Genomic DNA, 14,030 nt, shown 5'->3' with positions numbered 1-14,030 from the left:
GGGCAACGGTTCTAGAATCCCTATCAACTCCTATCTGAATGGCAAGAAGTAAGAGTTGATTATACTTAACAACATCCATCAAAAGCCACATAAATATTTGGCGAACTATTTCACAAAACTAAGCCTCACCTAAATTTGACTATGATTAAGGGGTAATATATAAATGTAGAGATTAACTGACACCTCAAGTTCCAGGGGGAGTAAATGGACAGAAAAAGAATCAAGAGCTTGTTAGCTCAATGGACTCCCAGTAAATCATGGTCTAATGTGTGGCCAGTTACTAATCATGCTTTTGGCTTCCAGGTTAATTCATCTGAGGTTTTTGGTAGCAAAGAGGAAGAAGGTATTTGTGATCTTGACTTTTCTAATCCTGAAGTTATCGAACTATCTACTAATGATGCAAAGATTGTTTATGATGCTTTGAATAATCCGCCCGCTCCAAATGAAGCTTTTATAGATGCAGCGCAAAAGTTTAAAGATAAATATGGCTGCTAGTAGTGAGCTTTGCAAACGAAAAAATAATCATTAAGCAGTTAGATTTTAGACCGAAATCTAAAAACCATCCCTTTGATTGCGGTAACTCAGACTTAAATGAATACTTACTTCGCTATGCTTGGAGTAATCATAACAAAGGTTATGCAAAAGTATACATAGCAGTTAATCCAACAAAGGCTTCTAGAAATATTCTTGGCTACTATGCAATCAGCGCAGCAGCATTAAATATTGATGCTTTACCTGAGTCATTAAGAAAAGGCCAGCCTAAACAAGTTCCCTGTGTGAAAATTGGTAGGCTTGCGAATGCGATCGCAGTCAGAGGTAAGGGGATAGGACGAAAGTTGTTGTTCCATGCTCTATACCAAACAGTGGAAATATCAAAAATGGTTGGGGTAAGTGGGGTAACTGCAGATGCAAAGATCGAATCGATCGGATTTTATGAAAAGTATGGATTCCTGAGACTTGAAGATTCGAACTCTTTTTTCTTGCCAATAGAAACAATTAAACAGGGCTTTGAAAAATCGTAGTAGCGACTGTGCAAAAATTCAGCAAATAGACTTAAATCTATTTTTGGAGATGCAGCTTCAAGTTTTGCTGAGGTCATAGCTAAAGCTATTGTTAAAATAAATAAGCGATTCGATCCCCTAGCCCCTTAGCGATCATGTCTCTCAAAGCACCCAAATTCCTACCCCACTTGCAGCAAGATGATCAACCCCAATTATCAGACCAACTGCGGGAAAGATTAGCAAAACCACTGAAAATTGGTGATTTTGAGCTGGCCAGCCGCGTATTGCAATCGCCCCTTTCCGGTGTCACTGATATGGTATTTCGGCGGTTGGTGCGTCGCCATGCCCCCACTTCAATGATGTATACCGAGATGGTCAATGCCACCGGGCTGCATTATGTGCGTGAGCTGCCCAAGATTATGGAGATCGAGCGGGCGGAAACACCAATCAGCATTCAACTATTCGATTGTCGGCCTGATTTTCTGGCGGAAGCGGCGCAAATGGCAGTGGCAGAAGGGGCAGATACCGTAGATATTAATATGGGTTGTCCGGTGAATAAGATCACTAAAAATGGTGGTGGTTCATCGTTGTTGCGGCAACCGGAAGTGGCAGAAGCGATCGTGCGATCGGTAACTGAAGCCGTAAACGTACCCGTAACGGTCAAAACCAGACTGGGCTGGAGTGATAAGGAAATTAATATTCTCGATTTTGCTAAGCGGATGGAAGCAGCCGGGGCGCAAATGTTAACGCTACATGGCCGTACCCGATCGCAGGGCTATAATGGCATCGCTAAGTGGGAATGGATCGCTAAGGTAAAGGAAGTTTTATCGATCCCAGTGATCGCCAATGGCGATATTTTCTCGGTGGAGGCGGCGATCGCTTGCCTGGAAATGACTGGCGCGGATGGGGTGATGTGCTCGCGGGGTACGCTGGGCTATCCATTTCTGGTGGGCGAGATCGATCACTACCTCAAAACTGGTACGCACTTATCCCAACCCACGCCGATCGAACGGCTACAAACAGCACGGGAGCATCTAATTGGTTTGTGGGAATATAAGGGTAAGCGGGGTATTCGCCAGGCACGTAAGCATATGACCTGGTATGCCAAGGGCTTTCCTGGGGCGGCGATGTTGCGGGGTGAGCTATGCCGGATCGAAGATTTGCAGCAGGGTTTGGCTGTGTTGGATCGGGCGATCGATTATTTACAAACTCATCACAGCGATCAGAGCGATCAGGTGCTATCGGCGGAGGATCTGGCGATCGGTGCGCCAATGTAAAGGTAAAAGATTGACAGCGTTAAGATGGTTGGTATGCTAAACCTGCAAGATCTGCTTATCGCATTTAGTAAATATCTAACCACCCCTTCCCACCATAAACTCAGGACAGATTTAAATCATGTCGGACGAAACCCCGGAAACCCCAGAACAGCAAGAATCATCAGAAGCGCCAGAGACCGTCGAAACCTACGAAACCGAAACAACGGGCAAAGCCAAACGATCGATCTATATAGTTGGGTTTCTGGGTGCGATCGCCCTGGGGGGATGGGGGTTAACCGCTCTGTTCTCTAATAATGGTATTTTGCAGCGCAGCCCCGCCGTAGTCGAAGAATCAGACGAGCCGATCGGTTCTAGTTTGTCCAATGTCACCCTCACCGATGTGGACGAAAACGGCAAACCCCTCTACGAAATTACGGCTCGCCGCGCCGACTATAGCTCCGAAACCAGAGCCGCCGATGTGTTTATTGTCACTGGCAAGCTCTACCGCGATGGGGTGCCGATCATCGAAGTGAGTGGCGAAGGTGGCGCAGTTGACCAGGATAATCGGGAAATTGCGATCGAGGGTAATGTGAAGGCGATCGCGGTCGAAGAAAATATTGTGCTCACTGCCGATCGGGTGGTGTGGCTGGCGGATGAGGATTTACTTACGGGTAAGGGCAACATTAAGCTAGAAAAAACCGATGCCGACATTATCTTGACTGGCAAAAGCCTAATTGCCAATCCCAATAAAAACATTTTTTCGATCGCTGAAGATGTAAAGGGCGAAGTGGTTGATCCGCCATTACTGCTAGAGGGGCCAACCCTGACCTGGGATGCTAATACCAATATCGTCACTGCCCCCTATCCATTTCGAGTGGTACAAACCGAGGATGATTTACGGGTTAGAGCCGATAAGGGTGCATGGGATGTAACCAAGCAGGAAATTTTACTAGAAGGCGAAGTTAGAGCCAGGGATAAAAAGTCCAACCTGGAGGTTAATACTGCCAGGGCGATCTGGGAGATCACAAATCAAATTGTGCAATTACCCGAAGCGCTAGATGCCACCGATAGCGATCGCGGTTTTAATGTGGTTGCTAATCAGGGGATGGTTTTCCTGGCAGAACAACGTCTTACTCTGGATGGTGCGGTGCGTGCCACCTCCGATCCCGATCAAGCCGTAATTACAGCCAATAGCGTTGAATGGCTAATCGAAGATAATACCGTCACGGCGGTGGGTAATGTTAATTATCGCCAAGCCGAAAATGATGTGAACGTATCGGGCGATCGCGCCGTTGCCAACCTCACCGATCAAACGGTGCGGGTTACCGACAGTATTACCCAGATTACGCCAGAGTAACTTTTTAGCTACTGACACGTCTAATCGATCTAGTTATGGCGATCGATCTGTTTAACAATTAACCCATGCCTAAATCAATTATCAAATCACCGCTGCTGATCAGCTTAATTATTGCGATCGGCGCGATCGGTTGCACTGTCCCTAATCCCGAAGGAGCAGCACCTGATCAGCCGCAATCAACTACACCAACCAATCAGCCCACCAGTGAACCAGTCAGTCAACCGCAAACATCTGGTCAAGCGGTTGAGCCACAGCCCACCCAACCGGCTCTGGGTGATTTCCCCCGTCAAAAGCTAGATCTAAGTGATGCGGTAGATCCAGATAGCGAATTTGGTCAATTTCGGGAAAGCTTTAAACAGGCGGTGCGCGATCGGGATGCCAACTTCATTGCGCCGCTGATTCCTGCGGATGGATTGCCGATCGGCTTTGGCATTCCCCAAACATTGGCCGATCTGGAGCTAGATAATCCCGATGCCTGGTTCTGGGAACTGCTGGATAAGGCGATCGTGCCTGGTTGTAGTCAAACCGCAGTGGACTATTATGCTCAAGTTGACGCTAATACTACTGGTTGGGTCTGTCCGAATATTGCCGATCGTTTTTATGCTGAGGTGCTACCCCCAGAGGAGAATATTGGCATTGAATACGAATTTACCAAGGTGATCGTCTATGGGAATGCGGTGAATGTGCATGAGCAAGCCGATCAAGATAGCCGGATCATTGCGATCCTGAGTAATGAAGTGGTGGAATTCGACCGCGATCGGTGGGAAGCAATTATGGCTGAGGTGGATTTTCAGGAATCACCAATCCTGAAGGAGTGGACTCCAGTGGTTCTTCCCAATGGTGAGTCTGGCTATGTTGATGAGTTCCAGTCTTACCAACCCCTAGACCCAAGAATAATTTTTGGCCAGGTTAATGGGGAGTGGCAAATTCTCCATATCCCCGCTGGTGATTAGGCTAATAAGCTAGGTATTGTGCCAACTTGATTTGAATGATTCGTGTGAATCACTTAGCCTCTAGAAGCCTTGGCAATATATCAATATATAAGACATATTTTAAGTATCTCTCTCGGTGGGATAAGCTTATTCTTGGATCTGATCGCAGATTTGATCTCAGCAGAATTAATTACGAGGACATCAACCCAATAGAGTTGATCCATGTAAAAAGGTAAACCTACTGAATCACTAAAACCGCAGGATTAGACTTAGTCTCATAGCCGCTAGGGCCTTGGATTTGTTGATTGATCTCCACATTCACAGGAAAAAGATCCACATCAGGGCGATTGGGCGAAATCACAATTTCCCGCACTGGTGGAAACTTGCCACCTAGTCGCACTGGCGTACTAGCTTGATTTGAAAGCAACCTACCATCATCAGATTTCAAAAACTCCGCGTCTCCAGGTTGAGCGGTAGGACTACTGCCCACATCACTAGTAGCTGAAGTATTTTGAGCCACAATCTGCACCGTTGATAGATCTTTTAGATCGTTTACATCACTGGCGATCGCAGTATTGGTGGTTCCAGCCGCCACAAAGCCCAAGGTTGCGATCGTTACCAAAGTCGAAGAAAATCTAATCATAATTATTCACCTAACCCTTAACCCATCTAGATTACAAAAGATAATACGTTTTGCGCCTGTACAGTTGCACATATAGGTGATTAGATTTGCCATACATAATACCTAAGCTACTTTAGGACAGCCGCTGTTTGATTCTCCATCCAGGGAATCTATTTATTATGTATACGCAGCCCCACCAAGGTTGGATTGCGGCTTTCAGTAGTGCTTCTCAGCGCTAAATTAAGTGTTTTCCGCATCAATATCCAAATCCAAAGTATCTAAACTAGTAGAGGATATATAAGGATATCTTGATGGTTAATGATCGTATTACTTGGTTCCCTAAGGCAAAGTAAGCGCTTTCGCATGGCTTGCAATCTCTGCAATGGTTTTAACCGAATTAATTAAGGCGTGATCGCAGTGGCAATTGTACTCTGGTGTGATTCTAAAAGTACCTCTACATATTTATTGTAAGCCCTTTACCTGAATCCTGAGAAGAAACGGAACCTATTGCTGTAATTCTGGCGGCAATACCTTATAGCCAGTGATGGTAATCGTTTTATCTATTTATCTATAGCAACCATAAGTAAAATTTAACGATCGCTGCTTGTTAGCCTAAGCAAAAGTTAAGAAAAACCGTTGATAGGATGTAGCGATTGTTACCAAATAGCCAGGATTTAGCTGCTGAAGCTATGGATTGATTTTGCTGAAATCCTCTCTGGTAGGGCTTTTTGCTGATTATGCTAATTGCCTTCAGGCTGGTTGGTCACAATTCAAGGCATCAGGTGTAAGATAGTGGCTGGGATGTTGAATTTAAATCTGTGTTAATAATTGGTTATCTGTGTGTTAGCTAATTGTCCCAAAACAACCAAGTGAGGAGCAAGGGTATGAAAAAATTTAACCTGTCATTAGCAGGTAGTGTTGGCTTAATAGCGATCGCCACCTCCGCAGGTGTCGCCAAGCCAGCCACCGCTGAGACCACAACTGTTTCCCAAACAGAAGAAGTGGCTCAGGTCGTTCAGCAGGTCAATAGTGATCTTTACTTTGAGTCCAACCCCGCATTTGTAAGCCAGGGTGTAACCTCGGTATCCCAGCTTTCCGACGTGCAACCAACCGACTGGGCGTTCACCGCTCTGCAATCCTTGGTTGAGCGCTACGGCTGTATTGCTGGTTATCCCGATCGTACCTACCGTGGCCAACGTGCCATGACCCGGTATGAATTTGCGGCTGGCCTAAATGCCTGTTTGGACAAAATCAACGAGATCATTGCCTCCGGCTTAGCCGATAAGGTTAGCAAAGAAGACCTGGCTGCCCTGCAACGTTTACAAGAAGAGTTTGCCGCAGAATTGGCCGCCTTGCGTGGTCGGGTTGATGCCCTCGAAGCAAAAACCGCTCAACTAGAAGCCCAGCAGTTTTCGACCACCACCAAGCTAGAAGGTGAAGCGATCCTCTCGCTCACTGGTGCCAGTGCCAGCAGCACTATCTATGGTTCTGATGTTACTGGCGGTAACCCTTTTAGTGCTTCGGTGATTGCCGATGATGGTGATACCAATGTCACCTTCAATGCCAGAGTTCGATTGAACTTCAACACCAGCTTTACCGGCGATGATTTGTTAATTACTCGCCTTGAAGCAGGAAATGGTGGCAGTGGTCCCAACTTCCTTGGTTCTGCGCCTCCAGGCGACACCGGCAACCTTGGTTTTGACACCTTTGGTCAGGACTTCGCTGGTGTGCAAAATAGCTTCAACCTGGCTAAATTGCGCTATGACTTCAATGTCTTCAGCGAAGATTTCCGCGTATCGATCGGCCCTGTGATGCACGTCTATGATCACATCGATGCCAACAGCTACGCCAACGATGAAGCGAGTGATTTTTCGAGCACCTTCTTTATTAACAACCCGTTGATGGTGTTGATCAATCCCCTAGAAGGTGGCGCTGGTGCAGCGATCGACTGGAATCCCAAGCAAGGCGCATTCAGCTTCCGTGCCCTGTACCTGGCAGCCAATGGCGCTGACCCAACCGATGGCGCTAACATTGCTGGTTTCCAAACCAACCGTGGTTTAACCGGTGACCCATACCAAGGTAGTGTCGAACTTGAGTATGCGCCGCCGAACGAAGATGGCGATCGTCCGTTTGCGATTCGCTTGCAATACACCGCAGGTTCAATTTCTAACTTGGATATTGATGCCGGTGGCGTAAACGTTGAATGGGCATTCTCTGAGCGCGTCGCCTTCTTCGGTCGCTATGGCTTTGGTAGCATCGACAGCCGCAATGGTGTGCCAGTCAGCTTGAACCCATCATTGTCTGGATTTGTGAACCCAGATACCACCGATGACAGCATCAGTCCTCAGACCTACATGGTTGGTTTAGCCTTCCCTGACTTGTTCCGAGAAGGCTCGATGGCAGCGATCGCCTATGGTTCACCATTCATTGATGACTCGGTGGGAGATTCGACCCAGAGCAATCTAGAAGCGTTCTATCGTTTCCCGATCTCTGACAACATCCACATCACCCCAGATGTGCAGGTGATCTTCAATCCGAATAACAACAGTGCCAATGACACCATTTTTGTGGGTACTTTGCGCACCACCTTTAGCTTCTAGGCTGTTAAATAATAACTACTCTAGCTAGCTAAAACGTTTTATTGTAAAAGCACTCCCCTTCTACAGGGGGGTGTTTTGTGTGGGAGGTTATTCATTGCTCATTGTTTTTAATTACTTAACTGATCGATCGCTTTGACTTAGTAAATGTAATCGATCGCCCTCTGGCTAGTGCTTAATATGCAAGTCTGGTTAAGTATCCTGGAGAAAAATCACTACGATCGCTGTTATTAAAGCATTGAGCCCCTGATCGGTCTAATTGTCCCAAAGTGTGATCTACATCTAATTGCAGCTCTCATGCTAGAAATGAACCATTAATTAGAATCGGTCAAGCTTTACTGACTTTTTCCTGTTTTTTGTAACTGTGAATTACAATTTAGAATATCAGGTGTAATATATTATTTGGGACGTTGACTTTGAATCTGTGTTAAGTAAAAAACAGTTAGTTAACTATTCCGACTAGTCAAGTGAGGAGTGAGTGTATGAAAAATTTTAACCTGTCTTTGGCAGGTAGCGTTGGCTTAATAGCGATCGCTACGTCTGCAAGTATGATTAAGCCAGCTACGGCTGAGACCACAACTGTTTCCCAAACAGAAGAAGTGGCTCAGATCGTTCAGCAGGTCAATAGTGATCTTTACTTTGATTCCAATCCCGACTTGGTGAGTCAGGGTGTGACCTCTGTATCCCAGCTTTCGGATGTGCAACCAACCGACTGGGCGTTCACCGCTCTGCAATCTTTGGTTGAGCGCTATGGTTGTATTGCTGGTTATGAAATCAGTGGTGCTGCCCCTAGCCGTACCGTACCTCGTCTCAAGCAAACCACCCGTGTCTATCGTGGTCAAAGAGCTTTAACTCGTTATGAGTTCGCCGCTGGGGTTAATGCTTGCTTGGATCGCATCAATGAAATTATCTCTGCTGGCTTAGCCGATAAGGTTAGCAAAGAAGACCTGGCTGCCCTGCAACGTTTACAAGAAGAGTTTGCCGCAGAATTGGCCGCCTTGCGTGGTCGGGTTGATGCCCTCGAAGCAAAAACCGCTCAACTAGAAGCCCAGCAGTTTTCGACCACCACCAAGCTAGAAGGTGAAGCGATCCTCTCGCTCACTGGTGCCAGTGCCAGCAGCACTATCTATGGTTCTGATGTTACTGGCGGTAACCCTTTTAGTGCTTCGGTGATTGCCGATGATGGTGATACCAATGTCACCTTCAATGCCAGAGTTCGATTGAACTTCAACACCAGCTTTACCGGCGATGATTTGTTAATTACTCGCCTTGAAGCAGGAAATGGTGGCAGTGGTCCCAACTTCCTTGGTTCTGCGCCTCCAGGCGACACCGGCAACCTTGGTTTTGACACCTTTGGTCAGGACTTCGCTGGTGTGCAAAATAGCTTCAACCTGGCTAAATTGCGCTATGACTTCAATGTCTTCAGCGAAGATTTCCGCGTATCGATCGGCCCTGTGATGCACGTCTATGATCACATCGATGCCAACAGCTACGCCAACGATGAAGCGAGTGATTTTTCGAGCACCTTCTTTATTAACAACCCGTTGATGGTGTTGATCAATCCCCTAGAAGGTGGCGCTGGTGCAGCGATCGACTGGAATCCCAAGCAAGGCGCATTCAGCTTCCGTGCCCTGTACCTGGCAGCCAATGGCGCTGACCCAACCGATGGCGCTAACATTGCTGGTTTCCAAACCAACCGTGGTTTAACCGGTGACCCATACCAAGGTAGTGTCGAACTTGAGTATGCGCCGCCGAACGAAGATGGCGATCGTCCGTTTGCGATTCGCTTGCAATACACCGCAGGTTCAATTTCTAACTTGGATATTGATGCCGGTGGCGTAAACGTTGAATGGGCATTCTCTGAGCGCGTCGCCTTCTTCGGTCGCTATGGCTTTGGTAGCATCGACAGCCGCAATGGTGTGCCAGTCAGCTTGAACCCATCATTGTCTGGATTTGTGAACCCAGATACCACCGATGACAGCATCAGTCCTCAGACCTACATGGTTGGTTTAGCCTTCCCTGACTTGTTCCGAGAAGGCTCGATGGCAGCGATCGCCTATGGTTCACCATTCATTGATGACTCGGTGGGAGATTCGACCCAGAGCAATCTAGAAGCGTTCTATCGTTTCCCGATCTCTGACAACATCCACATCACCCCAGATGTGCAGGTGATCTTCAATCCGAATAACAACAGTGCCAATGACACCATTTTTGTGGGTACTTTGCGCACCACCTTTAGCTTCTAAGTAATTAGTAATTAGTTAGTTAGTAGCTAGACAATCGATTAAATTTACTTTAATCAATATCAAAAGCACCCTCTAAATGATGGGGGTGCTTTTGATTTTAGGTTTAGTCATTCAGTCAACTTAACCTCAACTATATGAAAGCTTTGGTGGAATGATTACCAGTTTGCCGATTAATGTATTATGCTGGCCTGATCATGATCACTGAACTACCTGGGTTGAACGTGTAGGTTTAGAGTAGTGATGGTAATCAACAGCTATATGGAAACTATATGGAATTCTTTAAGTCATCCTAACTTAGCAGTTAGCAGAGCAAACCGATTGACTGTGACTCTTATAGGCTAAGTGTTTTAGGATAAATGCCATATGAGCCTTATAGATTATCAATGCTGTTGCTTTCTGTGTTTTGATTCGGATTCATGGCCATTCATTAACTAAAAATATTCTGTCGGTGTGTCTAGCTGCTAAGGACGCTATCAATCGCGGAGCCTGCAGCTTGGTTGCGATCGCTACTATTTTCTAACCTATGCCACCAGAAAGTTCTGCCTCGGTTCATATTCTTGGCGCAGGTCCGGCTGGACTTGCTGCTGCCTACACGCTCACCAAAAAGCAGCAAAAAGTTACCATCATTGAGCGCGATCGCCGGGTGGGAGGTCTGGCTAAAAGCATCAACTATCAGGGATTCATCCTTGATTATGGGCCGCATCGCTTTTTCACTAAACTAAAACCAGTTTTGGAGCTGTGGCATGAGGTGCTTGGCTCTGAGCAAGTGACGATCGATCGCCTCACCCGTATTTATTACCGTGAGAAATATTTCCGCTATCCAATTCGATCGCGTGAAGTAATGATCAGTCTGGGCATGGCTGAAACCCTGCGGATTCTCTGGTCTTACTTGCAAACCAAATTATTTCCAAATGATAATCCTCAAAACTTTGCTGAATGGGTCACAGCTAAATTTGGCCAACGGCTGTTTGAGATTTTTTTTGAGGGCTACACCGAAAAACTATGGGGAATCAAGTGTTCTGAAATTAGTACCGAGTGGGCATCTCAGCGAATTAGAGGGTTATCGCTCTCTGGGGCGATCCGCAAAGCCTTGCTAGGTAGTGGGGGTGGGGCTAAAAATATGATCGATCAGTTCCAGTTCCCCCGCCTCGGCTCTGGCCAACTTTACGATCGCATTGAAGCCAACCTGCGCGATCATGACCAAACGGTGATGTTGGGTGCAGAAGTAGTTAAACTCCACCACAATGGTGTAAAAGTAACCTACATTGTCACCCGCGATCGTGAATCTGGCATAGAGACAGAATATGAGTGCGATCGGATTATTTCCTCGATTCCGATCACCATTTTGCTCCAACAGATGGAGCCACCCCCACCGCCAAGGGTAATTGAGGCAGCCCGATCGCTAATTTTTCGGAATACAATTCTGGTCTATTTATTTATCGATCAACTTGACCTATTCCCAGACAATTGGCTTTATATTAATGATCCTGCGGTTTTGGTGGGTCGAGTCACGAATTTTGCTAATTGGTCACCCGAAATGCTGCCAACCAATGCAAACCAAACGCCGATTTGTTGCGAATATTGGTGTAATTTCAATGATCCGATCTGGCAGGAGTCTGAGGCCAGCCTCATCGATCGCGCCACTCAGGAATTACGGCAGATCAAATTAATTCAAAACGACCAATTAAATAACCAATTAAATAACCAAGTAACAGATGGATTTGTGATGCGATTGCCCCGCACTTATCCGGTTTATACGGGTAATTACAAAGAAGCGCTGGCAACTATTCAGAACTACTTAGATCGCTTTGCTAATCTGCAATTGATTGGCCGATATGGTGCATTTAAATATAACAATCAAGACCATAGTTTGTTGATGGGGATTCTAGCGGCAGAGAATGTAATTAACCCCAATAAACATAACTTATGGTCTGTTAATTCTGATAGTGAATATCAAGAAGCAGCAAACGAGACTTAGACGAATTCAAAGTGTATAAATCTCTCTATACATATATCAATAACTGCATCAAGTACCTGAATCAGGTTAATAGTATTTATATAATCCTATGTTTAGGGTTGATTTTTACTAATCATGCCTTTCAGAGCCAACATAATCTGCTCAGCACTGGTGATTATGGTGAATATGTTAATAATGTCTATCGGGTGCTAAAGGGTGATCTGCCCTATCGGGATTTTTGGCTGCTTTTTCCGCCTGGCGAAGTCTATTTACCAGCCTTCTTTGTGAAATTGTTTGGCGATCGGCTGGATATTATTCCGTTTTTTTTTGCTGCTGTTAAAATTTTGGCTAGTCTATTGGGATTCCAACTGGCTCGGAAACTGGGCAATAACATCACTGCGATCATTACGGCAGTTTTAATTTATACCAATATTATTACCTTAATTAATATTTATATAATTCCGCTCTTGATTGCTTGTTTATTGATTTTTGAGCACTTTGATGCGAAGATCGATGATTCTCGAGTAATAGAGCAATTAGCTACGCCCAAAAAACAGAGCCTATCTATTGCCTTAGCAATCGCTGGTTGTTTCATTGCCCTAGCTTTTTCGATTAGATTTGAACTAGCCAGTGTTTTTTTTGTGGCTGTAGTTATTACGCTTCTGGCCGATCGCTACTTACTTAAAAATTATGCTCGAAATTATGCTCGTGCTGATTTAGCAACAACTAGTGAGCCGGATCATCGACATTACCAATGTTTAAATAGTGGCTTACCAGATTTCAAAAATATTGCTCCTCAGAATATTGCTCCCCAGAATATTAAACAAGCTGGAAAATCGCCGCAGTTATTGCAAATAGAGCAATCAGAGCTGTTAAATGAATGTAACCGATCGCAGCGACTAGAGCGATCGCACTCATGTTTAAGCGATATATTGGCTCTAAGTAGCGGGTTTGGTTTGACCCTGGCGATTATGGCGATCGCTTGCTTTTCATTTTTTAAAGCAATGCTTCCGGCTATATTCATTGATGCAATCCAACATGGTACATCCTTGAATCTGCCCTACTTTTATAATGTCGTGGCAGTGAAACCGCCGATAGATATAAATCTTGCCAGCGGTATAGCATATCTAAATTGGATTGTGCCTAAGCTTACGCTATACAGCTTTCCATTTTTGGTGGCGATCTCTGTTGCTTTCGTGTTGTACCAGAATTATTTAACCCGAACTGCGGTTAACAAAGTTTTACTATTAATTGGCTGGATTTGCTTGAGTTTTCCCCGTTGCCTGGGGCGCAGTGATTTTGGTTATCTAACCTATGTGCTATTTCCGCTACTGGTTCTGGCTCCGTTCCTAGTTATGGTGATATGGCAAAAGTGGCGATCGCTTCCGTATATTTATATCCCTGATGTTGATCAGACTAGATGCCAGACAAAAAATGCGCAAGATTTAGATTCACCAAGGCGACACCAAGCTAGATTGGCTTTTTGGTATCAAAGGATGCTGTTAGTGATTGGCTTGCCGCTAGCGATCTTGCTGGTCTATAATCTGCCGCGATTGCTGATTTCAACTAATCGGCAGGTGACCCAGATCTCGGCTCCTGCAGGACAGTTTATGCTCCGGCAAGGTGAAGCTGAGTTTGTGCAGCGGGTAATCCAGGAAATCGAAACCTATACCCAACCGGGTGAGCCAATTTTTGTGATTCCTTTTACGTTCCCTTTCTATGGGCTTTCGCAACGCTCTAATCCCACCTATTACGATTCCCTGATTGATTTATATGCTCGCCCCACTGCCCAAAAACAAGAACGGATCTGTAGTGAATTAGCTGCTGCCAAACCTAAGCTAATTGTGCATGACGCGGTGGAGAAACTTAGTTTTGGCGATCGCCATACCCACTTGCTCGCAGATGTGTTGCCGATTTTAGATCAATGTATTCAAGCTAATTACACCAAGTTGCATACCTATGGCAGCCTGGCGACTTATGTACGACGGCAATAAAAAAACTCAAATAATTTGAGTTCGATCGAGCCTTGGAATTGTTAATTTGTCATTACTGGCGATCGCCT

10 protein-coding genes are annotated in these 14,030 nt (G+C 45.6%); 9 read left to right on the top strand and 1 reads right to left on the bottom strand.

All coding sequences use genetic code 11. The annotated features are described in order from the left end of the window. Nucleotides 1-204 precede the first annotated feature (204 nt). From PSE7367_RS06730 to PSE7367_RS06710, 5 genes are all read left to right on the top strand, one after another. Complete coding sequence (locus PSE7367_RS06730) at nt 205-495, top strand: type II toxin -antitoxin system TacA 1-like antitoxin (protein ID WP_015164623.1); 291 nt, start codon at nt 205-207, stop codon at nt 493-495. Nucleotides 496-497: 2 nt separating this feature from the next. Next, complete coding sequence (locus PSE7367_RS06725; protein ID WP_015164622.1) at nt 498-1,022, top strand: GNAT family N-acetyltransferase; 525 nt, start codon at nt 498-500, stop codon at nt 1,020-1,022. Between the two features lie 134 nt (nt 1,023-1,156). Beyond that, nucleotides 1,157-2,278: a tRNA dihydrouridine synthase DusB gene (dusB, locus tag PSE7367_RS06720; protein WP_015164621.1), complete on the top strand. Its 1,122-nt coding sequence runs from the start codon at nt 1,157-1,159 to the stop codon at nt 2,276-2,278. 118 nt (nt 2,279-2,396) lie between these two features. Further along, the gene (lptC, locus tag PSE7367_RS06715; protein ID WP_015164620.1) at nt 2,397-3,614 is read left to right on the top strand and encodes an LPS export ABC transporter periplasmic protein LptC; all 1,218 of its coding nucleotides are present in this window, start codon (nt 2,397-2,399) and stop codon (nt 3,612-3,614) included. Between the two features lie 65 nt (nt 3,615-3,679). Continuing rightward, nucleotides 3,680-4,567 (top strand): SH3 domain-containing protein, encoded by an 888-nt coding sequence (locus tag PSE7367_RS06710; RefSeq protein WP_015164619.1) that lies wholly within the window; start codon nt 3,680-3,682, stop codon nt 4,565-4,567. A gap of 217 nt (nt 4,568-4,784) precedes the next feature. On the opposite strand, the gene PSE7367_RS06705 is transcribed toward PSE7367_RS06710, so the two are convergent. Then, nucleotides 4,785-5,189 (bottom strand): hypothetical protein, encoded by a 405-nt coding sequence (locus tag PSE7367_RS06705; protein WP_015164618.1) that lies wholly within the window; start codon nt 5,187-5,189, stop codon nt 4,785-4,787. A gap of 863 nt (nt 5,190-6,052) precedes the next feature. On the opposite strand from PSE7367_RS06705, the gene PSE7367_RS06700 reads away from it, so the two are divergent. The 4 genes from PSE7367_RS06700 (at nt 6,053) to PSE7367_RS06685 (ending at nt 13,962) form a co-directional block, all read left to right on the top strand. After that, on the top strand, nt 6,053-7,768 hold the full coding sequence (locus PSE7367_RS06700; protein ID WP_015164617.1) for an iron uptake porin: 1,716 nt from the start codon (nt 6,053-6,055) through the stop codon (nt 7,766-7,768). Nucleotides 7,769-8,247: 479 nt separating this feature from the next. Beyond that, nucleotides 8,248-10,011 (top strand): iron uptake porin, encoded by a 1,764-nt coding sequence (locus PSE7367_RS06695; RefSeq protein WP_015164616.1) that lies wholly within the window; start codon nt 8,248-8,250, stop codon nt 10,009-10,011. A 523-nt stretch (nt 10,012-10,534) separates the two neighbouring features. After that, entirely contained in the window at nt 10,535-11,989 is a 1,455-nt protein-coding gene (locus PSE7367_RS06690; protein ID WP_015164615.1) for an NAD(P)/FAD-dependent oxidoreductase, read from the top strand. Nucleotides 11,990-12,087: 98 nt separating this feature from the next. Next, nucleotides 12,088-13,962 carry a hypothetical protein gene (locus PSE7367_RS06685; protein WP_041698360.1) on the top strand — a complete coding sequence of 625 codons (1,875 nt, stop codon included), beginning with the start codon at nt 12,088-12,090 and terminating at the stop codon, nt 13,960-13,962. Nucleotides 13,963-14,030 lie beyond the last annotated feature (68 nt).

The organism is Pseudanabaena sp. PCC 7367 (assembly GCF_000317065.1).
Taxonomy (GTDB): domain Bacteria; phylum Cyanobacteriota; class Cyanobacteriia; order Pseudanabaenales; family Pseudanabaenaceae; genus Thalassoporum; species Thalassoporum mexicanum.
The sequence above is the reverse complement of the archived record's forward strand: the minus strand, read 5'-3'. Positions and strand labels throughout refer to the sequence as shown.

Coding starts and splice junctions, on each gene's coding strand:
- PSE7367_RS06705 (WP_015164618.1), bottom strand. CDS start 5,189: ATGATTAGATTTTCTTCGACTTTGGTAACGATCGCAACCTTGGGCTTT.
- PSE7367_RS06695 (WP_015164616.1), top strand. CDS start 8,248: ATGAAAAATTTTAACCTGTCTTTGGCAGGTAGCGTTGGCTTAATAGCG.
- lptC (WP_015164620.1), top strand. CDS start 2,397: ATGTCGGACGAAACCCCGGAAACCCCAGAACAGCAAGAATCATCAGAA.
- PSE7367_RS06690 (WP_015164615.1), top strand. CDS start 10,535: ATGCCACCAGAAAGTTCTGCCTCGGTTCATATTCTTGGCGCAGGTCCG.
- PSE7367_RS06730 (WP_015164623.1), top strand. CDS start 205: ATGGACAGAAAAAGAATCAAGAGCTTGTTAGCTCAATGGACTCCCAGT.
- PSE7367_RS06700 (WP_015164617.1), top strand. CDS start 6,053: ATGAAAAAATTTAACCTGTCATTAGCAGGTAGTGTTGGCTTAATAGCG.
- dusB (WP_015164621.1), top strand. CDS start 1,157: ATGTCTCTCAAAGCACCCAAATTCCTACCCCACTTGCAGCAAGATGAT.
- PSE7367_RS06710 (WP_015164619.1), top strand. CDS start 3,680: ATGCCTAAATCAATTATCAAATCACCGCTGCTGATCAGCTTAATTATT.